This is a genomic window from Variovorax sp. UC74_104 (assembly GCF_044055375.1).
Classification (GTDB): Bacteria; Pseudomonadota; Gammaproteobacteria; order Burkholderiales; family Burkholderiaceae_C; genus Variovorax.
The window spans coordinates 233,541-256,484 of sequence record NZ_CP171979.1 but is presented as its reverse complement, the minus strand read 5'-3'; the positions used below and the strand labels follow the sequence as shown (position 1 = coordinate 256,484).

At 66.4% G+C, this 22,944-nt stretch carries 20 protein-coding genes and 1 pseudogene; 4 read left to right on the top strand and 17 right to left on the bottom strand.

The features are described from left to right. The first annotated feature begins 256 nt into the window (after positions 1-256). Positions 257-967 (top strand): LuxR family transcriptional regulator, encoded by a 711-nt coding sequence (locus ACHMXA_RS31790; RefSeq protein ID WP_395322353.1) that lies wholly within the window; start codon positions 257-259, stop codon positions 965-967. A 35-nt stretch (positions 968-1,002) separates the two neighbouring features. Here the strand turns inward: ACHMXA_RS31790 and ACHMXA_RS31785 are convergent, their stop codons facing one another. The 6 genes from ACHMXA_RS31785 to ACHMXA_RS31760 form a co-directional block, all read right to left on the bottom strand. Continuing rightward, entirely contained in the window at positions 1,003-1,437 is a 435-nt protein-coding gene (locus ACHMXA_RS31785) for an acyl-homoserine-lactone synthase (RefSeq protein WP_395322640.1), read from the bottom strand. Further along, complete coding sequence (locus tag ACHMXA_RS31780) at positions 1,437-1,598, bottom strand: hypothetical protein (RefSeq protein WP_395322351.1); 162 nt, start codon at positions 1,596-1,598, stop codon at positions 1,437-1,439. Before ACHMXA_RS31780 ends, ACHMXA_RS31785 begins: the two co-directional genes overlap by 1 nt. A 109-nt stretch (positions 1,599-1,707) precedes the next feature. After that, positions 1,708-2,532 carry a DMT family transporter gene (locus ACHMXA_RS31775; RefSeq protein ID WP_395322349.1) on the bottom strand — a complete coding sequence of 275 codons (825 nt, stop codon included), beginning with the start codon at positions 2,530-2,532 and terminating at the stop codon, positions 1,708-1,710. Between the two features lie 31 nt (positions 2,533-2,563). Further along, positions 2,564-4,990, bottom strand: coding sequence for an aminodeoxychorismate synthase component I (gene pabB, locus ACHMXA_RS31770; protein WP_395322347.1), 2,427 nt, complete (start codon positions 4,988-4,990; stop codon positions 2,564-2,566). Beyond that, the gene (locus tag ACHMXA_RS31765) at positions 4,987-6,021 is read right to left on the bottom strand and encodes a tyrosine-type recombinase/integrase (protein WP_395322345.1); all 1,035 of its coding nucleotides are present in this window, start codon (positions 6,019-6,021) and stop codon (positions 4,987-4,989) included. Before ACHMXA_RS31765 ends, pabB begins: the two co-directional genes overlap by 4 nt. 609 nt (positions 6,022-6,630) lie before the next feature. Next, positions 6,631-7,659 carry a Kelch repeat-containing protein gene (locus ACHMXA_RS31760; RefSeq protein ID WP_395322343.1) on the bottom strand — a complete coding sequence of 343 codons (1,029 nt, stop codon included), beginning with the start codon at positions 7,657-7,659 and terminating at the stop codon, positions 6,631-6,633. Positions 7,660-7,755: 96 nt separating this feature from the next. Here ACHMXA_RS31760 and ACHMXA_RS31755 point away from each other — a divergent pair, with 96 nt between their 5' ends. Then, on the top strand, positions 7,756-8,673 hold the full coding sequence (locus tag ACHMXA_RS31755; protein ID WP_395322341.1) for a LysR family transcriptional regulator: 918 nt from the start codon (positions 7,756-7,758) through the stop codon (positions 8,671-8,673). Between the two features lie 46 nt (positions 8,674-8,719). Here the strand turns inward: ACHMXA_RS31755 and ACHMXA_RS31750 are convergent, their stop codons facing one another. From ACHMXA_RS31750 to ACHMXA_RS31740, 3 genes and pseudogenes are all read right to left on the bottom strand, one after another. Further along, a complete protein-coding gene (locus ACHMXA_RS31750; protein ID WP_395321717.1) occupies positions 8,720-10,258 on the bottom strand; it encodes an IS3 family transposase in 1,539 nt (512 codons plus the stop codon). Positions 10,259-10,327: 69 nt separating this feature from the next. Further along, a pseudogene (locus ACHMXA_RS31745) lies at positions 10,328-10,624 on the bottom strand (AtaL-like protein); the annotation flags it as partial. A 41-nt stretch (positions 10,625-10,665) separates the two neighbouring features. Next, on the bottom strand, positions 10,666-11,535 hold the full coding sequence (locus ACHMXA_RS31740) for an SDR family oxidoreductase (protein ID WP_395322339.1): 870 nt from the start codon (positions 11,533-11,535) through the stop codon (positions 10,666-10,668). Between the two features lie 100 nt (positions 11,536-11,635). Between ACHMXA_RS31740 and ACHMXA_RS31735 the strand changes: the two genes are divergently transcribed. After that, positions 11,636-12,532 (top strand): LysR family transcriptional regulator, encoded by an 897-nt coding sequence (locus tag ACHMXA_RS31735; RefSeq protein WP_395322337.1) that lies wholly within the window; start codon positions 11,636-11,638, stop codon positions 12,530-12,532. A gap of 370 nt (positions 12,533-12,902) precedes the next feature. Then, positions 12,903-13,817 carry a LysR substrate-binding domain-containing protein gene (locus ACHMXA_RS31730; protein ID WP_395322335.1) on the top strand — a complete coding sequence of 305 codons (915 nt, stop codon included), beginning with the start codon at positions 12,903-12,905 and terminating at the stop codon, positions 13,815-13,817. Between the two features lie 126 nt (positions 13,818-13,943). On the opposite strand, the gene ACHMXA_RS31725 is transcribed toward ACHMXA_RS31730, so the two are convergent. From ACHMXA_RS31725 to ACHMXA_RS31690, 8 genes are all read right to left on the bottom strand, one after another. Beyond that, on the bottom strand, positions 13,944-14,375 hold the full coding sequence (locus tag ACHMXA_RS31725; protein WP_176668815.1) for a VOC family protein: 432 nt from the start codon (positions 14,373-14,375) through the stop codon (positions 13,944-13,946). Between the two features lie 215 nt (positions 14,376-14,590). Then, positions 14,591-15,421, bottom strand: a complete 831-nt coding sequence (locus ACHMXA_RS31720) for a hypothetical protein (RefSeq protein WP_395322334.1) — start codon at positions 15,419-15,421, stop codon at positions 14,591-14,593. A gap of 6 nt (positions 15,422-15,427) precedes the next feature. Then, a complete protein-coding gene (locus ACHMXA_RS31715) occupies positions 15,428-16,561 on the bottom strand; it encodes an alanine racemase (RefSeq protein ID WP_395322332.1) in 1,134 nt (377 codons plus the stop codon). Positions 16,562-16,607: 46 nt separating this feature from the next. Then, positions 16,608-17,393, bottom strand: a complete 786-nt coding sequence (locus ACHMXA_RS31710) for an HAD-IIA family hydrolase (RefSeq protein WP_395322330.1) — start codon at positions 17,391-17,393, stop codon at positions 16,608-16,610. After that, the gene (locus tag ACHMXA_RS31705; protein WP_395322328.1) at positions 17,384-18,274 is read right to left on the bottom strand and encodes a hypothetical protein; all 891 of its coding nucleotides are present in this window, start codon (positions 18,272-18,274) and stop codon (positions 17,384-17,386) included. The genes ACHMXA_RS31710 and ACHMXA_RS31705 overlap by 10 nt, the downstream gene beginning before the upstream one ends. A 753-nt stretch (positions 18,275-19,027) precedes the next feature. After that, on the bottom strand, positions 19,028-19,654 hold the full coding sequence (locus tag ACHMXA_RS31700; RefSeq protein ID WP_395322326.1) for a hypothetical protein: 627 nt from the start codon (positions 19,652-19,654) through the stop codon (positions 19,028-19,030). A 31-nt stretch (positions 19,655-19,685) separates the two neighbouring features. Further along, positions 19,686-20,735 (bottom strand): hypothetical protein, encoded by a 1,050-nt coding sequence (locus ACHMXA_RS31695; protein ID WP_395322324.1) that lies wholly within the window; start codon positions 20,733-20,735, stop codon positions 19,686-19,688. Then, on the bottom strand, positions 20,732-21,856 hold the full coding sequence (locus tag ACHMXA_RS31690; protein WP_395322322.1) for a hypothetical protein: 1,125 nt from the start codon (positions 21,854-21,856) through the stop codon (positions 20,732-20,734). Before ACHMXA_RS31690 ends, ACHMXA_RS31695 begins: the two co-directional genes overlap by 4 nt. Positions 21,857-22,944 lie beyond the last annotated feature (1,088 nt).

Genomic DNA, 22,944 nt, shown 5'->3' with positions numbered 1-22,944 from the left:
CCCGGGGCCCGCGCGATTGGCAGGATTGGTGGTCAATTTTGCTCACACGTGCGGCGCGCAGCTTCTAGACTTTCGAGCGCTGCGCCGCTGACGCGCCGCACCGAGCGCTATGTACATGCACAGACCGGTGCCGGCGCGGTTGGTTCCACCGCCAGCGCGTGCGCCCGCCTGCCGGCTGTGGCGCAGGTCGACCCCGATGCGATGTCGACCGCGCGCGCACGCGCAAGGGAGGTGCCGTCGACCCAGGAAGAGCACCATGAATGATTGGACACAGGATGTTGTCGGCCGATTGGCCGAGGCGCGCGAGCCGGCCCAGGTGCTCACGCAGATCAGCGCGGCAGCCAGGTCGCTCGGCTTCGAGCACTGCGCTTACGGCCTGCGCGTCTTTGTGCCATTCACCCGCCCCGAGACCTGGATGCTCAGCACCTACGACGAACGCTGGAACAGGCGCTACATGGACGCGGGGTATCTCGAGATCGACCCCACCGTTGTCCACGGGGTGCGCAGCCGCGAGCCTCTGGTGTGGAGCGATGAGCTGTTCCGGGGCGCGGCGAGGATGTGGGATGAGGCGCGCTCGTTCGGCCTGCGGGTGGGGTTGGCGCAATCCGTCTTCGAGGCCGATGGGCGCGTGGGCATGTTGTCGCTCGCGAGGTCGAGCGAGCCTCTGACTTCCGCGGAGATGCGGACCAAGGACCCGATGCTCCAGTGGCTGGTGAGCGCGGCCCATCGCGCTTTCTGCCGCTGCTGCGGTTCGAGTCCGCTTGCGGGACTCGAACCGCTCACGAGCCGTCAGATCGAGATACTGCGCTGGACTGCCGATGGCAAGACGAGTGACGAGACCGCGGAGATTCTTGGCCTTTCCAAGACGACCGTGAACTATCACATCAGGAATATCATGATTGCCTTGCGTGTGAACAACAAGAACTCCGCCGTGGCGCTTGCTTCGCGTCTCGGCATTCTGAACTGACGATCGCTGCGGCGCCTGCTTGGCTGTGCGTGTGCTCATCGGGGGGTGTCGACGCAGCGATCGGGGCGTGGACGCCAGGCCTTGTCGACGTCGATGTAGCAGGCGAACAGGTACGTGCCGTCGATCAGTACCGGCGGCGCTGCGCGGTGGGCCCTCAAACCGGCGCGGCGCAGGATGCGCTCGACGCCCAAGGGCGAGACGGAGATCAACCGCTGTCCGCCGTGTCCCGCGACCGCCTGCATCGCCACGCTCAGCATGTCCAGTGCCAGCGACGATCCGTGGGGATCTTCGCTCGGCCCGAGCCGGGCGACATCGACGGCGGCGAACCTCGACAGCTCCCAAATGTGCGGGGAACATGGTGCGGGGAGATCGCCCAGCAGTTGCGGGAAGACGCTGGCGAGCAGGTAGGGACGGTGCGTGGGCAGCAGGCGGCTCGTGCCGACGATCAGCCCCTGCGGATCTCGCGCGATCAGATAGATCGTATCTTTCCGATCGAACTCGTCGAGTTCGAACCGCCGCGCGTATCGAGCTTCCAGCCCAGCTTCTCGACAAAGACCTGGTGGCGGTAGCGCGCCATGTCGAGCAGCACTCCTGCGGAGAATGAATCGACGGTTCCTGCGATGATCTCCATGGCACCACCTCTTGTTGCTCGGGGTTCAATTACAGCCTGATGACGCACGCGGGGACACTGACAGAGTTGATAGGGCGCGACCCGCCCGTGCAGTTGTACGGTCCTGTGTCTACGCTCTACGCGCGGACTGGATGGTGAAGGCGCCGGCCACGACGATCATGACGACGCCGACGGCCGCGATCGGCTGCGGCACGTCGCCCCAGATCGCGTACCCCAGCAGCATGGCCCAGAGGATGAGGCTGTAGCGGAAGGGAGTGACCACGGACAGGTCGACACCTCGGCACGCAGCGATGAGTGCGTAGTTGCCGAGTGCTGCGCAGCCGGCTGCGGCTGCCAGTGCAGCGACTTCACTTGCTCCGGGTGAGGCCCACTGCTCCGAAACACCCAGCAGCCCTCCGGCCATGCACACTGCGATCGTGGTCGCGACCGCGATGGTCGCCGAAGGGACCGCAGCGGGAATGCGCCGCGTCACCAGGTCGCGAGCCGCCAGCGAGGCGGCGCACACGAGGGCCCACGCATGGCCGGCGAAGGCGACGTCGAACCCCATGGCCGGCCGGATCACCAGCAGGACGCCGATGAACCCTGCTGCGGTCGCGATCAGCCGGCCTTTGCTCCAGGGCTCCCAGCCCAGCACCATCGCCGTCACCGCAATCATGAGTGGAGCGGCCATCATGAGCGTGCTGACCGTCGCGAGCGGCGCGAACGTCAGGGCGAGCACGGACGCCAGCGCGGTGGTCACCTCCAGAGCGCAGCGCACGCCGACGATCGGTCTCAAGGCAGGCTCCCAGCCGCGCCAGGCCCCTCGGGCAATGGCCAGGAGAAGGACGCTGGCGAAGACGCCCCGCACGGCGAGAACCTGGCCGGGCGGCAAGTTGTGCGTGGTCAGTTTGACGCAGGCATCGTTGAGCACATAACAGCCCATGGCCACCAGCATGAGCCCGATCCCTCGGCGGTTGGCATCTGCGCTAGCCATTGTCGGACGGCGGGCGGTCCGTTGCTTCGCCTTCTGGCGCGGGGGAAGTGGATTGCGGCAGCTGCGCTGGCGTGGACGCAGCGGAATCTGCCTCGGCCGCTGTTCCCGGCCGGGGCCCCAGCTGTGCGCCGCAGTACCTCAGCACGTCCCACAGCGCCTTTGCCTTAAGCACGATCTCCTCGACCTCCGCGTCCGGGTCCGACATCGCGACGATCGCGCCGCCCGCACCGATCGAGAGCTTGCCGTTGGCGATCACCATCGTGCGGATCACGATGTTGAGCTGCGCGGCGCCGTCGAACGAGAGATAGCCGATGCTGCCCGAGTAGATGCCGCGCGCGGCACCTTCGAGCTCGTCCAGGATCTTCATCGTGCGCACCTTGGGAGCACCGGTCATGGAGCCGCCCGGGAACGCGGCGCGCACGCAATCCACAGCTCCGAGGTCTGCACGAAGCCGACCGCGGATCGTACTGACCAGCTGGTGCACGGTGGCGTAGGTCTCCACGGCGAACAGGCTGGGCACGTGGACGCTGTCCACCTCGCACACCCGGTTGAGGTCGTTGCGCAGGAGGTCGACGATCATCAGGTTCTCCGCGCGCGTCTTCTCGTCGGCGACCATCGCCTCGGTGACCACGAGATCTTCCGATGGCGTGGTGCCGCGCGCGGCTGTGCCCTTGATGGGCTTGGATTCGACCTCTCCGCTGCGCGATATGCGAAGGAAGAGTTCGGGGGACGCGCACAGGACGCTGCAGCCGCCGGCGCGCAGATAGGCCGCATAGGGTGCGGGGTTGCGCTTGCGCAGGACCCGGTAGATCTCCAGCGGATGGGTAAGCCCCTCGCCGACCAGCTGGTTCGTGAGACACACCTCGTAGGTTTCGCCTTGCAGGATCTCGTGCTGGCTGCGAAGAATCAGGTCGCGGTAAGCGCCGAGATCGATGCGCCATGCCACGGAGCGCAATCCGACGGCGGCATCGTGGGAGGAATTGCCGGCAGAGTCTTTGGCGCCAGGCCCTGCAGCGCTGAGGAGTTCCTGCATCCTCTGGATCCATTGCCGGTTCTCGTCGCACAGCGCCGATTGATCCAGGCAGACGATCCAGACCTGTTGCTCCATATGGTCGAAAGCGAGGAAGCGATCGGCAAGAATCCAGGTCGCGTCGGGCGTGTCGGCGTCGTGCGCGCGCGCACCGTCGAGTTCCCGCTTGAGCTCGTAGCCGAAGTACCCGACGAATCCTCCGGTGAACTCGAAAGGCAGTTCGATGCCCGAAGGTGGCTGCCTGGGGATGTGGTCGCGCAGGTAGTCGAAGATGCTCTCGCCGCGCATCTGCACCGTGCCGCCGCGCCGCACCTGCAATTCGCGCGGAGCCGTGCGGTAGACCAGCACCTGGCTGCGCGGACCGCTCGCATCGCCCATGAAGGAAAAGCGTGCGCGTCCCGCTTCGGCAAGGCTGCTGTCGAGCCAGAAGGCGCAGTCGCTCTCGCCGAAAGCCTTGATGAACACCGATTCGGCCTCGGCTGCGGTGTCGAGGCATTCGGCATGCAACGACAGCGCCTGAGGGCCTTCGAATCGCAGCGTCTGACCGATGCGGTCGCGCGATTCGCGCCGCTGCGCCTGTGCGAGCCATTCCTCGCTCAATTCCCTGAAGTTGCGCAGCAGCCGCGCGCCGAACTCCGTGCAGATCGATTCGGGGTGGAACTGGACGCCCCACCACGGAAGCGAAACGTGGCTCAACGCCATCAACGTCCCGTCGGCCGTCCAGGCCAGCGGCTCTAGGCTGGAGGGAAGCTGTGTCACCGCCAGCGAGTGATAGCGCACCGCCTCGAAACGATCCGGAATGCCGCGAAAGAGGCCGCGCTGCGTGTGCGAGACGCGGTCAAGGCGCCCGTGCATGGGGCGCATCGCAAGGTCGACGCGCGCACCGCAATGATGGGCGATCGCCTGGTGGCCCAGGCACACGCCCAGCACGGGCTTTCTGGAGCGTTGCAGCGCATCCGCCGAAATGCCCAGGTCTGCAGGACGCTGCGGCCGCCCGGGACCGGGCGAGATCACGATGTTGTCAAAGGACAGGCGCTCAACCTGATCCCAGCGCATCTCGTCGTTGCGCACCACGATGGGCGGTTGCGCGTTGGATGCTGCAAGGTACTGGTAGAGGTTGTAGGTGAACGAATCGTGGTTGTCGATCAAGAGGGTGCGCATCGGCGGCTCCTGGGCACTTGGCGGAGCTCGCATCGTTGGGCAACGCCGTGATCGACGCCACTGAGCTATTTGCCAGTTGCCTCGGCCCCGATTCGCGAGGTAGGCCTGCTGCGGCCAGCCCGTGCTGGGAGCCTTCGGGCCGCGCTTCTCTCGGGCGCTGGCGTCTTGCGCCTGATCGCTCGCGAGCAGAGGCGGTCGTGCGCGCCGCTCGCGGGCTCCGGCGATCACACGACGTCGATCACGCCCGGCAGCACCCGCTCATAGCGCTTCATCTTTGCCGCCTCGATGCCCAGCCAGGCCGCCACCTGCTGTGGCGACGTGCCACGTCGCAATTGACGCAGAGCGAAGGTGTGCCTCAGGCGGAACGAGCCGCCTTCGCGCGAATCCGTGCCGGCTTCCTCGAGCACGCGTTTCGCGCATTCGTACTGGGAGGGTTTCTGCCACTGCTTGCCGGTGCGCGTGGAGGGGAACAGGAAAGGCCCGACGATGCCGGCGTCCTTGCGCACGGTGAGCCAGTGCTGAAGCAACTCTGCGGCCCAGGGCGCGATCGGGGTCTCGCGCGCAGGTGAGTTGCCGTTGCCGGGGACCAAGAGCTTCCATGGGCGTTCCCTCACACGGCCGGCATGCGAGATCGGGGACGCCAGCGTCAGTGCGCGCACGTCCCCTGGCGTCAGGCCCGCGCCGAGCTGCAAGCCGACTGAAGTCCTGTTGCGCACTTCCTGCCACGTCATCGCGGCCTGCGTGTCCCGCGAAGTCCCCGGCCTGGGCCGCGCGGCGGACAGGAAGGCGATGAGTTGCCGGGCCTCTCCGACGGAGAGGTAGTCGGGCAACGGATCGGCATGCGCGGCATCGGCGTACCGCATCTCGGGGTTCGCCTTGATCCAGTCCGCTGCGGCCGTGTTGGGCTGGGCGTCATTGCGTGAGGCGTGGTGGCGCAGGACCCGATCGATCAACCGCATCAGGCGCAATGCATATCGGGGCGTGAGGGACAGGTCGGAGGTCTTGCGGCCGAACCGGGCTGCCTGGAAGGCCTGCAGATCGGGTAGGTCTACACAGGGCAGGGTGACCACCGGGACCTGCCCGAGGCACCATGCCGAGAACGCTTCCCACATGTCCTCATACACGGCCACCGAGCCCTCGCGGCGAAGCAGCCCGGCGCCACGCTGGTCAGCCAGCCAGGCCTCGAAGGCTTCTTTGAAGATGGCCGCATGTTGCGGGGGCGGGGCGTCATCGAAAAGGGAGAGGGTCAGATCTGCCATCGAGGAAAAGAGCGTCGGCGGAATAAACATACTAACGGCAGCCGCTTCTTACGTTGCAATGTGCATGCGACTCGCTACGAGTAGAGGGAGAGACCGGCTTTTATTAATGTTGCTTCCCGTTAGTATGTTTTTCTTCGAGCGGCCTTCCACGGCAAGCGCTCCGTCCACAGCTTGTTGGCAATGAAGAGCCGTTGATGTCCAGAGCGATCACGAAATCGCCGACGGTGTTCTCGTCGCCGCCGTGCAGCGGCGACGGGTCGAGCACCCGAACGCCTCCTTCCCAGTATGTCTTGACGGCATCGCGCAGATTCGAACGGGGCTGCCCGGGCAAAGAGTCGACCGTCAGAAACGTGCCCGGTCCCAGTACCGAGACAGATTCGCCGGTGCGTGGAATCGCTCACGTCAGGACCCCAGGAGGAGGCGCGGTCGTCCGGGGTGCCGGCGTCCCGGTTTTACGCGCCGCTGGACTTGGCGGCCAATGCCAATGGAATGGCCGCCGCGACGCCGATCCCGCGCTGCAGCAGTTGGCGACGATCCTTCAAGAAGGAGGTGTTTTCGAGGGGCGTGATGAGCCTGTACCGGTGGTTCAACTTCCGTGAAGGCGATAGGTCATGGGGTGTCGTCGAGCACCAGCACTTCGTGGATGTCGCTGGCCGCGTTACCTCCCGTCTTCAGACCGCCGCCAAACACGTGAATGCGGTTATTCAAAGTGGCGGCGCCCAGACCATGACGTGCAGTGGGCATGGGCGGCAGTGCCTCCCAGTCGTCCTTGGCGGGGTCGTAGACCCAGCTGTCAGCGAACACTTTCTGGTCGGGAACCCATTGCTCGCCACCAAATACGTAGAGCCTGCCGCGATGCGCAGCCGCTGCCAGGCCCCCGCGCGCCTGTGGCATCGGCTTTCGAGTCGTCCATACGTTGCGCACCGGGTCGAACACCTCGAGCGTCGATACATTGATCTGGCTGAGCGTGCCGTCAGCCTGCTTCTGTGCGCTGCGGCCTCCCACGACGTAAATGCGCCCGTCAATGACTGCGGAGGCGGCGCTGTTGCGAGCCGTTGGCGCATCGGGCAGCCGGCGCCAGCGCCCGTGCACCGGGTCGAGAACCTCCACTGCAGCTGTATCCCGGTGGTCGTTGAAGTGGCTGGCGCCAGCGACCGTGGGCACCCGGCCGCCAATCAAATAGATTTTCCCAAGAACCGCCGCAGCGACGCCCTCCGCTCGAGGTTGAGGCAGGTCGGGCCCTTTGTGCCAACGGTCGGCTCCAGGCTCATACCAGAACACGCTGGATTGGGCACGCCAATTCGGAAACCCGCCACTGAAACCGCCGATGCCCCACAGGCGTCCGTTCGCCGCGGCGAGGGCGATATGGTGTCGAGCCTCGGGAAGGGTCGCTCTACGAATCCAGCGCGCTTGAGCCTCATCCCAGGACTCGAAGTGCGCCGAATACCCGGTATTCGGGCTGAGGAGGCCTCCCGCTACATATATCTTGCCGTCCAGCACCTCGGGATACAGTTCCTGACGGGCGACACCGGCCGGTGATGCCTGCTCCCATCGGGGGAGCCGCTGGGCTTGAGACAGCGTAGATACAAGTGCGGCTGCGAAGAGTGCGAGTTGGGCGATCTTGGAGCTCGTTCTCATGGCGTCTTGTCCTTTGTGAATGACCAGATCGTAAGAGCCGAGGTCAGGTGCGACTAGCTGGATAATCCTGCATGAGCTGTTTAACTAGGCTAAACAATGTCCCGATCTGTTCTGCCTGATCTTGATGTTTTTGCATCCGTTGCAAAGCACAGAAGCTTTCGCGCTGCAGCAACTCAACGCGATGTGTCCGTGTCGCTGATCAGCCAGACGATTCGCCGTTTAGAGGAGCAAGTGGGGGTCACGCTTCTGACGAGAACAACTCGCAGCGTCACGCCCACCGCTGCCGGGTTGGAGCTGCTCGGGCAGTTGGAGCCGGGCCTGACCTTGATTCACAAGGCGTTGGAGCGACTCAACCAGCATCGCGAGTCACCGCTTGGCACCCTCAGGATCAATGCACCCGCACCTGTCGCCCAATTCTTGCTGGCAGGTTTGGCCGCTCGCTTCGTGGCGATGCATCCGGGCGTTTCCATCGAGATCATCGCTGACGCGGCAATGACCGATATCGTGCGCGATGGTTTTGACGCAGGCGTGCGTATCGACAAGGATCTGCAGCAGGATATGGTGGCCGTTCGTATCGGTGCGCCACAGCGCTACGCGGTAGTCGGCTCCCCTTCCTATTTTTCGCATCGTCCGGTACCAAAGTCTCCGCGTGATCTTGCTGGACACCATTGCATCCAGCGACGATTTCCGGGTGGAGCACTCCAGACCTGGGACTTCCAGCGGCGCCATACGGCTGCGAACACAGGCCCGTCACGGCTGGTTGTCAACGATGCACAGGTTGCGGTGAATGCTGCTGTGGCAGGCGGAGGCCTGGCATATGTTCACCAGAAGTATGTGGAACGCGAATTGGCTGCAGGAGAACTGGTGCGGGTTCTGGAAAACTGGTCGCCTGGCATCGGGCCGCCCTATCTCTACTATCCACGCCAGCGCTACATTTCTGCTGCCATGAAGGCCTTCGTGGAATTTTGCCGATCGACGGCGGTGCAAACTCCAGGTCAAATGCAGCTAGATTGAACATTTGCCTGTTGATTTGGGGGTGCGGATAAAAACTTGGACTGGTTTATGCCGCAAGTCCAAGGCTCACCCGGTATTCGATAGGGCTGAGGGAGCCAAGGGAGATCTTGATCCGCTTCTCGTTGTACCAGCGGATGTACGAGTCGAGCGCCTCGATGAATTGCTCAATGGTGGCGTTCTTCCAGTCCCGAGGATAGAACAGCTCGTTCTTGAGCCGACCGAAGAAGCCTTCGCAAGCTGCGTTATCAGGTGAGCATGCCTTGCGAGACATCGAGCGGGTGAACTTCGCGTCGCTCATTCTTGATAGCCAGCCCGGCCAGCGGTAGTGGCCCCCTCGGTCGGAGTGGACCACGGGCCGATCAGCTGTGTTCGCCACCGTCTCGATGGCTGCATCCAGCATCGTGTTGACCAACTCAGCGTCCGGGCTGGTCCCGATGGTCCAGCTGACCACCATCCCATCGAAGCAATCAACCATGGGCGAGAGGTACACCTTGCCAGCCGGGATTTGGAACTCCGTGATGTCCGTGAGCCACTTCTTATTGGGGACCGCAGCCTGGAAGTCGCGGTTGATGAGGTTCTCAGGCGCTGGACTGATCTCGCCCAGGTATGACGCATACCTGCGCTTCCTGGGCTTCGGAACAACCAGGCTCTCTTGCTTCATCAGCCGCTGCACCACCTTCTCGGAGATCGCCACGTCCTGTCTGCTCAGGGATGCCTGCAGCCTGCGGTAGCCATAGCAGCGGTGGTTCGACTCAAAGATGTCGGTGATGGATTGCCGCACCTCCAGGTACTTGTCGCCCATCGCTGAACGAGCCCGATGATAGAAGTACGAACTGCGCGCCAGATCCAACTGTGCAAGGAGCTCCGGTAGGCCGTAGTGCTCCCTGAGGGCGTCAATCAGCAGTGTCTTCTCCCGGTTGGACAGGAGCTGCAGGTCGACGCCCAGGCCTTTTTTTAACAGTTCATTGGCCTTGTTCAAGAGATCCTGTTCAAGGCGAAGTTGCCTGACTTCGCGGCGCAGCGACTCGACCTGGCGCTCGAGCTCGTCGCGCTCTTGCGAAGGCGAGGATGGATGGGTGCGTTTCATGGATGCGGGTGCCTCACGTCCCAGAAGTTGGTTCTTCCAGTTGTACAGCGTTGGCCGACACACGCCGAACTTGTCGGCTACTGCCTGCGCACTTTCCTCGCGCGTGCAAAGCTCCATGACTCCCGCTTGCATCAGCTTCCCAGAGTACCTTCTTCGGCCCACGCTGCCAACGGCGGCCCTTCTGGCCTCAGGAACGGCCTCGCGAACCCAAGCGGTCAGTGTCCCTCTTCCGGGGTAGCCCAATGCCCTCATGGTGGCAGCAATGCAGCGGTCGTGGGTGAGGTAATGCTCGATAGCTGCCGCCTTCTGTTCCAGCGAGAACTTGGGTCTGCGGCCCGCATAGCCCATTGGCAAGTCGAGCTTCTGCTGATATTCGTTGTACCAGCCCTTCAGAGAATTCTTTGTTGGATAACCAAGCTGGCGGATGGTGGGCCGCACGCGTTTACCCAGCTTGATGTAGAGCTCAACGGCTCGAATCCGATCTTCGTAGGAATACATGAACTACCTCCTGGTAGTCCAAGTTTTCGTCCGCACCCCCCGCGGGTCAGGATTCCATGGAACTCAACAGTCTTCGAACAGTTCGTTGACGATGGCGCCTTCACGCGGACCGGCGGCCTGGAAGAAGGTCACCTTGCTTTGCGGCTCGAACGCGATGATCTCGCGCAGATCCGCGCCGCCGATGGTGGCTTCGCGAACGATGTGGGTCGCGCTCTCCTGCACCACTTCGCATTTGGTGCACAGGCCCGGAGGAAGAAAGAGCCGGGCGTCGCGCGCCTTGAGGACGAGGCCGGCCCAGGCCTGCGCGCGGCTCAGCGCCGGTTCGCCTTCGGGGTTCACCGGAACGGTTGCTGTCGAATAGATCATGATGGTCTTTCAGTGAGTGGGATTCGATCAATGGATGCCGCTCAGGCTGCTGCGGCGATGTTTGCGGCGAAATCGCGGTAGGAGCGCAGCGGGCGGCCCAGCAAGGCGGTGAGACGCTGGACATCGCCGGCCTCGGGCACCATCCCGTCGCTCAGGAAGCGTTCGCTCATCAGCCGCATGTCGTACGCCATCCACGGCGGCATGAAGTTCAGCAGGTTCTTTTCGAAGCCCGCGGTGTCGTCGCCGCCGTACGCGACTTGGCGGCCCAGCACCTCGGACCAGATGGCCGCGACCGCGTCGCCGGTGAGCGTGTCTGGCCCCACGAGGTTGATCCGCTCCAGCGGCTGCGGCTCGCCCGCACGGTCGCGGCGCAGCAGTTCGATCGCGGCGATCTCGCCGATGTCGGCCGTATCGATCATCGCGAGGCCCTTGGCGCCGATCGGCATCGGATAGACGCCGTAGCCGCTCACCACGTCCTTGACCGTGAGATCGTTGTCCATGAAATAGGCCGGGCGCAGGATCGTGGCCTCGAAGCCCATGGCTTCGAGCATCCGTTCGACGCCGAACTTGCCCGCGAAGTGCGGCACGTTCACGTATCTGTCGCTGTGGATGACCGACAGGTACACGACACGGCGGACGCCCGCGTCGCGCGCCGCGTTGAGAACCACGAGGGCTTGCGTGAACTCGTCGGGGACGACGGCGTTGAGCAGGAAGAGCGTGGATACGCCGTCAAAGGCGCCGCGCAGCGCCTCCACATCGAGCAGGTCGCCCCGGACGATCTCGACGGATGCCGGCAGGCTTGCCTTGACTGGATCGCGCACGACGGCACGCACGCTGGCGCCGTGCTGGACGAGGTTTTGAACGACTTGGCGGCCGACTTTTCCGGTTGCGCCGGTTACGAGGATGGTCATGGAAATACTCCTGCGGGGTTGAAGAAGGCTCCATCGTGCTCGTTCCACTTCATGGCCGATAGTCGCTATATTTGGACCTGGTGTCTCTCTGGTGGAACACATGGACCTCCTTGCCCTTGCCGACTTCAACCTCGTGGCCCGACATGGCGGCTTCGGCCGCGCCTCGCGCGAGTCCGGGCGCCCTAAGGCGACGCTCTCGCGCCGCGTGGCCGACCTTGAGAGCGGCCTGGCCCTGCGTCTGTTCGAGCGCGGGCCGCGCGCACTCAAGCTCACCGAGGAGGGCCGTGCACTGTTCGAACGCACGGCGGTCTTGTTGACCGAACTGGACGAAGCCGCTGCGGCGATTGCTTCGGGCGGCGGCGCACCGCGCGGAAGGTTGCGGGTGAGCGCGCCGCTGCTTTTTTCGCAGGCCGCGATGGGCACGCTGGCGGCACGCTTCGCGATGAAGCATCGCGAGGTCCGCCTCGAGGTCACCACGGAAGACCGCGCGGTGGACATGGTGGAGGAGGGCTACGACCTCGTGATCCGCGTCAATCCGGCGCCGGACGAGCGTCTCGTGGGACGCATCTTCCTCAGGGACCGTCTGGTGGCCGTGGCAAGCCCTGCCCTGAAGAAGCCCGCGGCGGGCAAGACCGCGCCGGCCGTCGTACGGCCGGGCGACGTACCGGCCCACGCCGCTGCATGGGAGCTGTCGGCGCGCGGCCGCACGCGCGCCCTGGCGGTCGAGCCGGTGCTGCAGCTCTCGTCGCTGTTCATGATCCGCGATGCCGCGCGCGCGGGCATCGGCGTCGCGTGCCTGCCGGCATCGCTGGTCACACACGAGCTGGCGGCAGGGCGGCTCGTGCACTGGGGCGACGTCGACGGCCCCGAGATCGCACTGTGGGCACTCTATCCCTCGCGCAGGCTGCTCAGCAGCCGTGTCTCGGCTTTCCTCGAATTCCTGCGGGAAGCCTTTCCTCAGGGGACGCCCGACGAGCTCGCGGCCTTCATGGAGTGACGCCCCCGGCGCGCACGCGCCGGATTGCCCAGACACCGCCTGGAGAATCGGCTTCCGCCCGGAAACTCAGACGATGTCTGAGACATCGCCCGAACTGCTGGCGATCGCCCAGACATTTCCTTTTTCCCTGGTCGGCCTACGTGCGCCTGCCCTCGGTTAAGAGCCGCAGGCGCGCGCCTCAAGGGGGCGGTCGCCCGCGCGAACCGGAGGTACGGCAGCACAGGCGGCGCACGGAGCCCAACTGACCAGGCTGAGGCAACCCTCATGCCGTTCATTGGCGCGGTCGGCTCGGCCGGCGGGATGCCGGAGCCTGTCATGCGAGTAGTGGACGGACAATCGAGCCAACTTCGATCCTCGACGTGGAAGACCATTGATCAGCGAACTCAAGACCTTCATTGCCGTCTGCAAGCACGGTACGTTCGCGGCGGCGGGCGAAAGAATCGGCCTCACGCAATCGGCCGTCAGCAGCCAGATCAGGCGGCTCGAGGAGTCACTGGGTTTCGAGCTCTTCGACAGGACCGGCCGTTCCGCCACGCTCAACGAGCGCGGCCAAGGAACGCTGGAGCGCGCGAAGGAGATCTGCGCGCTGTACGAGAAGCTCGGCGACGCGCCGGACGACGCCTCGTTGAACGGCCTGCTGCGCATCGGCGCCATCGCTTCGGCGCAGCCGACACTCCTGGCGCGTGCGCTCGAACGGCTGCGCCAGATCCATCCCAGGGTTCGCGTGCATGTGGCGCCCGGCGTGTCGATGCACCTGATGGACGACCTCGACACGGGCAAGATCGATGCGGCACTGATCATCCGGCCGCCGTTCGGCATGCTGCCTGACCTGATATGGCAGCCGCTCGTTCAGGAGCCCTTCGTGCTCGTCGTTCCGAACTCGGTCCGCGGCAAGGACTGGCGCACGCTCATCCAGACGCAACCCTTCCTGCGCTACGACCGCGCGTCATTCGGCGGGCGGATGGTCGAGGGCTTTCTCCGGCGTGAAGGCCTGTCGGTCAACGACGCAGTCGAGATCGACGAGATCGCGGGGCTGATCCACCTGGCATCGAAAGGACTTGGCGTGGCCCTTGTTCCGTTGGTAGAGGCGCATGTACCGCTGCCGCCGGGCGTGCGCGCCGTATCGCTCGGGGAGTTCACCTTCTACCGCGAGATCGGCTTGCTGCGCCGCAAGCCCCGGTTGACCCCGCCCATCGTGGCGCAGTTCGCGGAGTGCCTGCTCGAGGCATCGCAGGGAGCGCCGAGAGCCCAGGCAGGCAGGAAGAAGGCGTCCGGCGCGCGCTGAGCGTGGAACCGGCCCGTTCCTTGTCGGCCGATAGGCCGCAGGCACACAACGTGGGCGATCTTTCGCCAAGGTCCGAAGCCGCCAATCCTTGGCTTACCCTCGCAGGCTTCGAGCGACCCGCCGGGCTCACTTGGCGAACAGCGAACCGAGATCCGCGAAAGACTTCATCTCGATCGCGTTGCCCGACGGATCGAGGAAGAACATCGTGGCCTGTTCACCCACTTCTCCCTTGAAGCGGATGTAGGGTTCGATGACGAACTTGGTACCGCGCGCAATCAGCTTGTCGGCCATCGCCTGCCACTGCGCCATCGGCACGATGGCGCCGAAGTGGCGCACTGGCACGTCATGGCCGTCCACCGCGCTGCTGCTGCGGTGGCCGCACTCGTCGGGTGCGAGATGCGCCACGATCTGGTGGCCATAGAAATCGAAGTCGACCCACTCGGGAGCGCTGCGGCCCTCGGGGCAGCCGAGCAGTTCGCCGTAGAACGCGCGTGCCTCCGCGATATCGCGGACCGGGAAGGCCAGGTGGAAGGGGATTCGAGTGGTGTTGGATGTCATCGTGGATCCTGGTGAAGGTTAGGAACCAGTCACTGTAGGAAACTAAATCAACGATGAAAAGCGATATGTTTCGCTTCTGAGCACGATGAATTTCGATGAGTCAGCAATTGGCGAATCCCGCCGCTCCCACGACAGGAAATGATTTGTCGCAACGCGATCAACGGGAGGGCGGCGATCAGGTCATCCAGGAGTCGCACGACTACGCGCGCTCCCTCTTACCGGTCTACGCAGGTGCCGGACTCCTGACCATCAGCTTGACCGTGCAGGGACCGACACTGTTGAGCTTGGAGGCACCATACAGAAATTCGCCCGTGTGCCTGAAGCCAAAGCCCTTGAAAACACGGGCGTCGTTGCGATCCCGGGTTGCTGCTCTGCAGCAGGTAGAACAGTCCGTGGATATCGGCCAGCCGCTGGAAGGGACGCGACATCCGCGAGGCCACGCGCTTTTGCTCATGGTCCGGCCGCACGCAGACCATGCCGCCGTAGACGCATCGCACGGGGATACCCTCGCGCACCCGCATGGCATGGGTCGCGCGCTGTAAGGCGGCGGAGGCGCTCTGGGCCGCCAGGGTCCGGCGCAGGCCGTAGGCGCGCAAGGCGGCGGGTGCACCCACCGTCAGGTCATGGAAGAGCCCCGAGCCTGCGGAGGCAGCGCTCGGCACTGTCCTGAGTGCCGCACCGCGGACCGTGCGGCCGCCTTGGCGTTCGTCGCATGCAGTCTCCAGAACCACTACGCCGCCCACGCGCAACGCCGCCTGCAACAGGTAATGGATGACGCGCGCGATCTTGCGCTCGGCATCGGCGTAGTCGCCCGACCCGACGCGCTTGACGTCGGCTGGTCGCAGCCACGCGATCCAGGCCTTGTCGCGGTTGCGCACGAACGCCTGCGCCATCACCTCGGCCGCCTGCACCAGGTCGTGCGGCGTGGCGGCGATGTGAACCCGGGGTGTCTCCGGTTCCGCCTCGCTGGCGATGTTCTGTTCCTCGAGCAGGTTGGCCAGGCTCCGGAGAACAGCGGCCTCGATGTTCAGCCTGACGGCGGACATGATGGTTCAACCCGCTTCGTGATCGTCGAGCGTCACCAGATGGTCGACCGAGAAGCCGTTGAATGCGCAGCGCACGCTCTCCGAATAGGCTCCTACATGCTGGAACTCGATCCAGTCGCCTTCTCGGAGGTGGTCGGGCAGCGCGTACGGGAACGCGAGTCGGTCGTTGCTGTCGCAGGTCGGCCCGAACACCACGAACTCGCGCTGGCCACCGGCGGTCGCATCGATGGCCTCGCCGCCGCGCCACGCCCGCACGGGCAACTGGAAGAACTGCTGCGCCGGCAGCAGCCCCCCGAAAATGCCGGCGCCGCAGTAGAGCGCCTGATCCTTGCGCAGGATGACACGCGCGAAGAGCGACATGCAGTCGTAGGCCAGCACGCGCCCCGGCTCGCACAGCAGTTCCACCCGCTTGAGCGTCGCGGACGAAGCGACGAACTCGCCCAATTGCCGCAGCAGCGCCGAAGGTGGTGGCACCGGCATGTTGTCGTAGCGCGCAGGAAAGCCGCCGCCGATGTCGAGCGACGCCACGCGCGCGTCGGCCTGTTCGATCAGCCGGGCGGCCGTCTGCATCGCCGTGAGATAGGGCTCGATGCTGATCGTCTGCGAGCCAGGGTGGAACGCCAGACCGCACGACCATGCGGTCTGCACCGCGATGCGCTGGAGCAGGCGCAGCGTCTCCTCGTGCGAGGCGCCGAACTTGCTATTCAGGTCGTAGAGCGCGTCCGAGGCCCCAGAGTGGAAACGCACGTGGACGCGCAGCGAGGACTCTCCGGTGGGCAACACCTCGATGAGCTTGTCGAGCTCCGCGGCACAGTCGATCACGAAGTCCCGAAGGCCCAGTTCACGCCAGGCGCGCTCGATGTCGCGGCGCGACTTCGCGGGGTTCATGAACCAGCTTCGCGCACCCGGTGCCTCGGCCTGCACGAGGAGGGCTTCGCCGATCGAGGCCACGTCGAAGCCCGCGACGCCGGCGGCGCGCACGGTCGAAATCACCTGCGGCAGCGGATTCGCCTTCACGGCGTACAGCACGCTGCCGGGAAAGCCTTCGACAAGGGCCCGTGTCGAGCGCATCAGACGGGCGGGGTTGAATGTATAGAACGCATCGAACTCCGTCGTGCGCAGTGCCGTATCGAACTCCATGGTGTTTGCCCCTCGTGAATCTTGTGATGTGTTTCCGGTCGTTCGTTCAGCGTGCGAGAAGACCTGTGTCGCGCAGGTAGGGCATCAGGCCGGCGATGCTCTGCAGCTGCGCACCGGGGACGGCTGTTCCCGGTGCGCGCGGTGTCTCGCCCTTGCCGGTGCGCACCTGCACGCTTGCGATGCCCGAGGCCCTCGCGCCTTCGATGTCGGTGAGCAGGTCGTCGCCTACCACCAGCGCCTCGGCGGCGGTCACGCCGACCGCATCGAGCGCGGCCTGGAAGAACACCGGAGAGGGCTTGCCGGTGACGATGGCCTGCTGGCCCGCCGCGGCCTCCAGCCCCACGATGAACGCGCCCGCATCCAGCCGCGCAGGCCCCGCGCCATCGAACCAATAAAGGTTGCGATGCGGCACCACCAGACGAGCGCCGTCGCGCAGCATGCGAAAGACCCCGTTGAGCAGCGCATAGTCGAAGCGTTCGGCCACATCGCCGATCACGACGAAGTCGGGCTTGCTGGCGTCCTGGCGGATGTCCTCGAAGAGCTCGGCCATCGCATCGGGCACCAGCAGGTGGCAGGACGTCCCAGCCTGCCCGCGGAGGTAGGCGCTGCAGGCCATGCCGGCGGTCTGGATGGCGTCCTCGGCCGCGTGGATGCCACCCACGCGCAGCTCCGCGGCAATGTGTTGCGGCAGCCTGGCGCTGATGTTGGTCAGCAGCCGCACCGCGAGCCCTGCGTCCGCGGCTTCCTGCAGCACCCGGTTCGCCCCCGCGATCGCCTCGCCCCGGAAAAGCAGCGTGCCGTCGATGTCGATGAGCAGCGCCTTCAGTGCCATGCATGCGCCTCCGGCAGCGCTCTGGCCGGCGCGGGCTGCGCCAGGCCGGCCATCAGCGCCGGGGCCAGCTGAATCAGGGTCAGCGGTGCCTGCCATGCCGATGCACCGGGCTGCAGGGTCGGCTCCAGGAACACGCCCTTGAGCCAGGGCGCGTCGGACCAGCAGGTGTGGTCGCCTCCCTTGCGGCTTGCCGCGGCAAAAGGCAGGTGCGGCGACTTCAGCAGGCGTGCGGCCGTCGGCGGCTGCAGGTACCAGGGGCTGGTCCATCCATCGCCCAGGTCGAGCACCGGGCCCCCGATCAACCGGAAGGCGCCCGAGAGCCCGGGTGGCAGGGCGTCGTTCAGCGCATCGAGGAGCGCCGGGGTGGTCACGCCCGCCGCCGCCATGCGTTGGGGGTGCAGGGCCAGCCAGCCGTTCTCCGCGGGGTGGTAGAACACCATCGAGCGCTGCGTATCGATCCGTCCGTCGTCCTGCGTCGCGAGCCAGCCCTGCGAGGCGAAGCATCGGTTGGGCGCCAGGTCGTGGCTCAGCGGCTGCATGCCGTGGTCCGAATGCGCGATGAAGCGCCAGCCTGGGGGAAGCAGCGCCTGACATCCATCGAACAACTCGAAGAGCCAGCGCGCCATCCGCGCCCGGATCGCGCCGGCCAGTGCAGGTTGCGGTGCGACCGCGGCTGGGTCCAGGTGGCGCAGCAGCTGGTGCGACAGCAGGTCGATCACGGGGTAGTAGGCCACCGCCAGTTCCGCGCCGCCCGCGCGCAGGCTCCAGAGGATGTCGTCGAGAAAGCTGCGGTGCATCACCTTCGAGAAGGTCCAGCAGCAGCAGCTCGGCCGAACCGTCGCCGCCCTGGTCGACATGCCGCCCCAGCGCGCCGCTCGCATGCAGCTTCGCCGGGTTGCCCACGCTGCAGGCACGATGGCGCAACGCCAGCCGGCGCAGTGCGGCGTCGCGGCCATGCACGAACACGGGCTGGAAGCCCAGGAAGCACAGCCGCGGCTGGCCCTCCACGCGCTGGGCATGCACCGCGACCGCGCGGTTGGTGTCGCCGGCAAGCGCCGCCGGCAGGGCCGGAGACAGCGCGACGTGGCAGGTGGCGCCGAACGGCACGCGCAGGTCCCCCCCCGTCGGCACGCCGTGAACCACGATGGCCGCGTCGTCGCTCGATACCGACAGCGGGCAATGCAGCTGCAGTGCCGGCACCGACAGCACCTCACCCGGCGCCAGCACCTCAGGCGGGCTCACGAGGCGTGCATAGACCTCGGTGTGCGACAGCAGCGCACCCGCGAGCCGCTGCGGCTGCACGAAAGGCACGGCGCTGGTGCGCACGCGCCCACCCGCCGCGGCCCAGCGGTCCCATACCATCTGCGTGGCACGCGGCCAGCGCGAGAAGGCGTCGGCCACGGCCAGCGGGTCTGCCGCACCGGCGTCGGGGATCTCGTAGCCCGTGAGCCCGTGCGCACTGGCGTCCAGCCCGCTCCAGATGCTGAAGAGCGACGGCGGCGTCTGGCAGTTGGGCGCTAGCGGTTCCAGCGGCAGCGCGCAATCCACGCGCAGCGGCAGCATCGGCGCGAGTTGCTGCCAAAGCGTGTGGGACAGGCCGTCCACCAGCAGCCACAGCAGCCCCTTCGCGAGGCTCATGCCGCGGCCCCGGCGGTGGCATCGGTACGCCGGCTCGCGAGCAGCAGTCGGCACAGGCCGTCCACCTGGGCCTGCAACGCGGCAAGGCTGCCGTTGTTGGTAAGAACGTAGTCGGCCTCGATGCGTGCCATCTGCAGGTCGAGCGGACTGTCCTTCACGACGCTGAGATCGTTGCGCACGGCCAGCCGCTGCGCGCGAATCTCCGCGCGCGCAGCCACCTTGACCACCACGAATCCCGCCTCGCGCAGCGCGGGCCAGTCGATGCGGTCGTCGCGCAGGTCGTCATTGATCACTACGTCGGCACGCGAAGTCGCCAGCCGCCGCAGGAAGCCATCGGCCAGCGCGCGCGCATGGATCGCCCGCAGATGCGTCGCCACGCTTTCCAGCAGCTTCTGGTCCTGTGTCTCCGGCGTGAGGGCGATGCCGGCTTCGGCATAGAACATCGCCTGGATGCGGTATAGCGGCTCGGCCAGCTTCACGACGTCGACCGAATGCCCGCGCGCGAGCAGCCACTCGCGGATCAGCTCCGCGGTCGTGCTCTTTCCCGAACCGCTGGGCGCCACGAGGCACAGGCACAGCCCCGGGCGCAGTTCGGGCGATTGCGTGGCGATGGGATTCGGCATGGCTGTATGTCCTTCCTTCCACGCGTGTTCTTCAGGCGTGCGCCAGTGCCGCCCGGCCCGGCATGCTGATCCAGGGCAGCGTGGCCAGCGCGGCGCCCACGGGTGCGGCCACGCGCCGCTCCATCGCGCGGTCGGCCGGCGGCATGCCGTGCCAGGTGGACGTGATGAAGGTGTGCGGCCACTCGAAGATGCGCGGATCGCGCAGCAGGTCGTCGATGTCCTCGCCGCGCAGCGCCCGGGTGCTCAGCGCGCGGTCCACCGCGACCTCGGGCAGCACGATGCGTTCGAGCCAGCCGCTGCCCACCGGGCTGCGGCCGACGGCACCGGCGAAGGCCTCGGGCGTGAGCAGGATCTTGTCGGAATCTGCGCGCGCGGGGTCCAGCGCGGCGTCGGCCTGGCTGCCCAGCCGCTCGATCAAGGCCGGGTGCTGCCGCAGCGAGCCCAGGCCGATGTGCGGGTAGTCGGGCCAGCCGCGTGCGCGCAGCCGGCCGTCCACCACGTCCAGTAGCAGCTTGTCGCCCGAGAAATAGCGAAGTCCCTGGCCGAGAACGAGTTCCAGCATGGTGGTGGTCTTGCCCGCACCCTTGATGCCCGCGATGGCGATGACACCACCGGTCTTCTCGTCGAGCACGGCCGAGCTGTGCAGGATCGCCGTCCCCTTGGCCTGTTCGACCAGCAGGCCGAAATAGCGCACGAGCTCGATCAGGTGGATGAACGCGGTCGCTTCGTCCCCATAGAACGCGACCTCGCGACGCGAGACGCTGTAGCGGTAGCCCACGCCCGTTTGCGCGTCCCACGCGAGCTGGGTGTCGTCGTCGAGCGTGCCGCGCAGCACCTTGAGCGTGAAGCCCACCGCATAGGTCTCGCGGATCGTCATCGGCGTGATGCAGCGGACACGCCATTCGGGCAGGAATTCGTCGGCCGCGTGCAGGTCGACGCATAGGTCCGGCTCGCCGTCGCCCGCCCCGGCCCAGAGATAGGGCGCGAGGAAGGTTCGCAGGCGCGTGGCCAGCGGTTTCGAGGTCTGCTGCGCACGCAGGCGCAGGCTGAACACGGTGTTGGTCAACAGGCTGTCCGTCATGGGCGGGGGCTTCCTTCGGCAATGCGTTCGTACACGTGGGCGAGGCCTTCGGCGGCGGGGTGGGCGTCGAGCCCCAGCCGCCCGAGAAATTGAAGAAGCTGGTCGCGCAGCGCGGCCTGATCCTGCGCGACGAGCGCGGCGTTGCCTTGCCCGCGCGTGCGCAGGTAGCCGATCGTGCACAGGAGGATCGGCGTCGCGGCCTGCGCACAGGAGAACGCCACGCTGAAGAGATTGCCCGTTTCGAGGGATTCGCAGCCCGAGCTCGCCCGCGTGTGGCGCCAGCGTGCCACCGGCCGCAGCGGCAGGTCGAAGTGCTGGGCCAGGTCGACCTCGACGGCCGTGCCGTGCATCTGGTCGGGGTGGTGCTCGTGTGTCCACGGCGCATTGGCGTCGCGCTGCAGCACCGCGCTGAACTCGGCCAGCGGCTCCAGCACCGTCCCCCGACGCTTGCGGCTGAAGAGCGCGGCGTTGGCCCATCCGCTGCGCCCCTCCAGATGAGGCAGGACGCGGCACAGGATGTTGTCGTGGTCGCTGTGCTGCAGCTCGTCGCCGATCTGCGCGACGAAGGGAGAGTCTGTGTCGGCGTCGAGCGCGTCGAGCCAGGCGTCGCCGAGCGCCAGCACGTCTGGCGGTGCCGCTGAAGTGTCGAGGATCAGATGCAGGTCCTGCGGCTGCGCATGCACCGCGTAGTGGCACTCGTAGTTGTTGGTCTGCAGGTGGTTGGCCTGGAAAGACCGCCAGAGCTGCTCGTACAGCGACGACGGCGCGAAAGGCTGCACGGGCACCGGCGGCGCGATGAAGTGCGCCACGTGGCGGTCCGCGCGATCGATCAGGTGCCTGATATGCATCAACCCGCCGTCGAGCTCCACGTGGGCCAGGGGCACCCAGTCGGGGTCGACGTTGTGGCCCGGCACCGCGGCGACGTCGCCGGAAACAGGCTGCCATGCCGCATCCACGCAATGCGCGACGAGCGCGTGCGCGCCGCGGCAGTCCGCCTGCGCCGCCCGCGCGCCCCATCGGGCAGGCACGCGCTGCACGCGCAGCCGGCGGGCCGCCTCGGTGGAAGGTTCGGCGTGGCGCAGCCGCCAGCTGCCGAACACGATCATCGATGTGCGGTTCATGCGGCCCTCCGCTCGGCCGGTCGATCCCGACCGGCGTCCGCGACCTCGCGCACGAAGTCGAGCTTGGAGTACAGGTCCTGCTGGTGCGCCTGCCCCCAGCGCGCGAGCGACGCGCCCACGAAGCCCGAGATCGCGTCGAAGTCCTGCTCGAGCGCGCGCAGTTCGCCGAAGCTGCGCGTGCGGCAATACTCGACCTCGCACTGCGAGAAGACGTGCGCATCGTCGAGCGTGCGGCACACGTCCATGTAGATGCCGAAGATGTTGCCGGTGGCCAGCGATTCGAACTGCGCGTCGAAGCGCTTGCGCCGGTACGAAGGCAGCCGCCGCGTGGCCTCGGACGTCAGCGCTCGCAGGTGCGCCTCGATGTCGTCCATGCCCAGTGCCAGGTTGCCCCAGAGGGATTCGCGGCGTACCTCGCTGTTCTCGATGAACCACTTGCGCTTGACCGTCATGCGCCCGTCCGCCTGCGGGATGTAGGCGACATAACCGCTCTCCGCATTCGCGCCGAGCACCTCGAAGATGTGCTGCTCGTAGTCCCAGACCTGGATCTCGCGGTCGATCTCGGGCACGAAATCGGGCAGCGCGCCCTCGGCGATGGCGTCGTGGAATGCCATCAGCAGCCGCCAGGTGTCGGGAATGTCCCGGAACGTGAACTTGCGCTCCATCTCCAGGTCGGGCCGCCACTTGGTGTACCAGCATTCGTCGCCGAGCGCGGGGCGCAGGGCGGCGAGCACCGGAACATGGCTCGCGACGAGGTCCTCGAAGTGGCGCCAGGCCAGCGGCGCATCGGGCGCCGCCTCGTCGCGGTAGCGCAGGAAGAGACTGCCGAGCTCGCCTTGCTGGACGAAATGATGGAAGGCGAGCGAATCGCCTTCGCGGATGGCGGCGATGGACGGCGCGAGGCGCGGTGCGAGTCCCGCGCCGGCGTCGAGCGCGGGCGCGAGTTCGGGGTGGCGCTCGCACAGCCAGGCGCAGAAGCGGCGGCTGGCCGCGCGCTGCGTCGCGCTGAAGCTGCGGTATTCGAAGTCCGGCGCGTCCGGCGGCGCGGCGTGGCGGCTTGCGTCGGGCAGCCAGACGGACTGCAGCCG

Coding starts and splice junctions, on each gene's coding strand:
- ACHMXA_RS31790 (WP_395322353.1), top strand. CDS start 257: ATGAATGATTGGACACAGGATGTTGTCGGCCGATTGGCCGAGGCGCGC.
- ACHMXA_RS31780 (WP_395322351.1), bottom strand. CDS start 1,598: ATGGAGATCATCGCAGGAACCGTCGATTCATTCTCCGCAGGAGTGCTG.
- ACHMXA_RS31775 (WP_395322349.1), bottom strand. CDS start 2,532: ATGCTGGTGGCCATGGGCTGTTATGTGCTCAACGATGCCTGCGTCAAA.
- ACHMXA_RS31765 (WP_395322345.1), bottom strand. CDS start 6,021: ATGGCAGATCTGACCCTCTCCCTTTTCGATGACGCCCCGCCCCCGCAA.
- ACHMXA_RS31760 (WP_395322343.1), bottom strand. CDS start 7,659: ATGAGAACGAGCTCCAAGATCGCCCAACTCGCACTCTTCGCAGCCGCA.
- ACHMXA_RS31755 (WP_395322341.1), top strand. CDS start 7,756: ATGTCCCGATCTGTTCTGCCTGATCTTGATGTTTTTGCATCCGTTGCA.
- ACHMXA_RS31750 (WP_395321717.1), bottom strand. CDS start 10,258: ATGTATTCCTACGAAGATCGGATTCGAGCCGTTGAGCTCTACATCAAG.
- ACHMXA_RS31740 (WP_395322339.1), bottom strand. CDS start 11,535: ATGACCATCCTCGTAACCGGCGCAACCGGAAAAGTCGGCCGCCAAGTC.
- ACHMXA_RS31735 (WP_395322337.1), top strand. CDS start 11,636: ATGGACCTCCTTGCCCTTGCCGACTTCAACCTCGTGGCCCGACATGGC.
- ACHMXA_RS31725 (WP_176668815.1), bottom strand. CDS start 14,375: ATGACATCCAACACCACTCGAATCCCCTTCCACCTGGCCTTCCCGGTC.
- ACHMXA_RS31720 (WP_395322334.1), bottom strand. CDS start 15,421: ATGTCCGCCGTCAGGCTGAACATCGAGGCCGCTGTTCTCCGGAGCCTG.
- ACHMXA_RS31715 (WP_395322332.1), bottom strand. CDS start 16,561: ATGGAGTTCGATACGGCACTGCGCACGACGGAGTTCGATGCGTTCTAT.
- ACHMXA_RS31710 (WP_395322330.1), bottom strand. CDS start 17,393: ATGGCACTGAAGGCGCTGCTCATCGACATCGACGGCACGCTGCTTTTC.
- ACHMXA_RS31705 (WP_395322328.1), bottom strand. CDS start 18,274: ATGCGAGCGGCGCGCTGGGGCGGCATGTCGACCAGGGCGGCGACGGTT.
- ACHMXA_RS31700 (WP_395322326.1), bottom strand. CDS start 19,654: ATGCCGAATCCCATCGCCACGCAATCGCCCGAACTGCGCCCGGGGCTG.
- ACHMXA_RS31695 (WP_395322324.1), bottom strand. CDS start 20,735: ATGACGGACAGCCTGTTGACCAACACCGTGTTCAGCCTGCGCCTGCGT.
- ACHMXA_RS31690 (WP_395322322.1), bottom strand. CDS start 21,856: ATGAACCGCACATCGATGATCGTGTTCGGCAGCTGGCGGCTGCGCCAC.